The sequence below is a fragment of the Streptomyces sp. NRRL B-1347 genome, from assembly GCF_000720325.1.
Classification (GTDB): Bacteria; Actinomycetota; Actinomycetes; order Streptomycetales; family Streptomycetaceae; genus Streptomyces.
Genome location: NZ_JOJM01000223.1, coordinates 1 through 1,324, shown reverse-complemented (window position 1 = coordinate 1,324; position 1,324 = coordinate 1). Strand labels below are relative to the sequence as shown.

At 67.0% G+C, this 1,324-nt stretch carries 1 protein-coding gene; it reads left to right on the top strand.

Annotated elements, in window-relative coordinates; all coding sequences use genetic code 11:
• Positions 1–23: 23 nt before the first annotated feature.
• A complete protein-coding gene (locus tag IG74_RS0144605; protein WP_037827405.1) occupies positions 24–1,208 on the top strand; it encodes an IS701 family transposase in 1,185 nt (394 codons plus the stop codon).
• The last annotated feature ends 116 nt before the right edge of the window (positions 1,209–1,324 follow it).

Genomic DNA, 1,324 nt, shown 5'->3' with positions numbered 1-1,324 from the left:
CCAGGTCGGTCGTTGGTGTGGTTATGGGTGGGGACCTTGCGGATGTCAGGTTGTGGGCGGGTGAACTGGACGCCGTGCATGAGCGGTTCGTGCACCGTTTCAGCAGGTCGGAGCCACGGGAGTCGGCACTGGCCTATATGCGAGGGCTGATCGCTCCACTGCAGCGGAAGAACGGCTGGACGTTGGCGGAGGAAGCCGGCCACGCAGGCCCGGACCGCATCCATCGGATGTTGAACCGGATTGAGTGGGACGCCGATGAGGTGCTCGACGATGTGCGTCATTACGTGGTCGACAACCTCGGCGACCCCGACGCCGTCCTGGTCGTGGACGACACCGGCTTCTTGAAGAAGGGGACGCGGTCGGCCGGGGTACAGCGGCAGTACTCCGGCACCGCCGGACGCACGGAGAACTGCCAGGTCGGCGTCTTCCTCGCCTATGCAACCGACCGCGGGCGGACACTGATCGACCGGCGTCTGTATCTGCCCGCCTCCTGGACTGATGACCGCGACAGGTGCCGCCGGGCCGGCATCACTGATGAGGTCGCCTTCGAGACCAAGGTGGCCATGGCCAAGGCGATGGTCCGCCGCGCCATCGCAGACAAGATCCCGTTTCGGTGGGTGACCGCGGATGCCGCATACGGCTTCTCCAAGGGCTGGCGCTCCGAGCTGGAGCGGGCGGACGTCTTCCACGTCATGGCCACCACCCGGCACGACACCGTGGTCACCCGCTGGGCGATCGACCATCCCGTCCACGACCTGTTCAGCGGCCTTGCCCGGCAGAAATGGAAGCGCCGTTCGTGCGGCATCGGGGCTCACGGCCTGCGGATCTACGACTGGGCACGTGTCGAGGTGCGACCCTGGCACCGGCCCGACCGCCGTCACTGGGTGATCGCCCGCCGCAGCGTCGCCCGCCCGCAGGAGATCTCCTACTACATCGCCTATTGCCCCGCCCAGACCACCCTGGATGACCTGATCCGCATCGCGGGCAGCCGATGGGCCATCGAGGAATGCTTCCAAAGCGCGAAACAGGAATGCGGCCTGGACGACTACCAGGTCCGCCGCTATCCCGGCTGGCACCGACACATGACCCTCGCCATGGCCGCCCACGCCTGCCTGACCGTCCTGCGAGCCCGCGAGCTGGATGCCGGGAAAGCAGAAACGGATCCGCCCAGCTCATCCACCTCAGCCTCGCCGAGATACGGCGGCTGATCACCCGCCTCACCGACCGCCGACCCACACCCGTCGAGCACATCCTGCACTGGTCGACCTGGCGCCGAAGACGACAGCACCAAGCCCGCACCAGCCACTACAAACGACGCGGACAC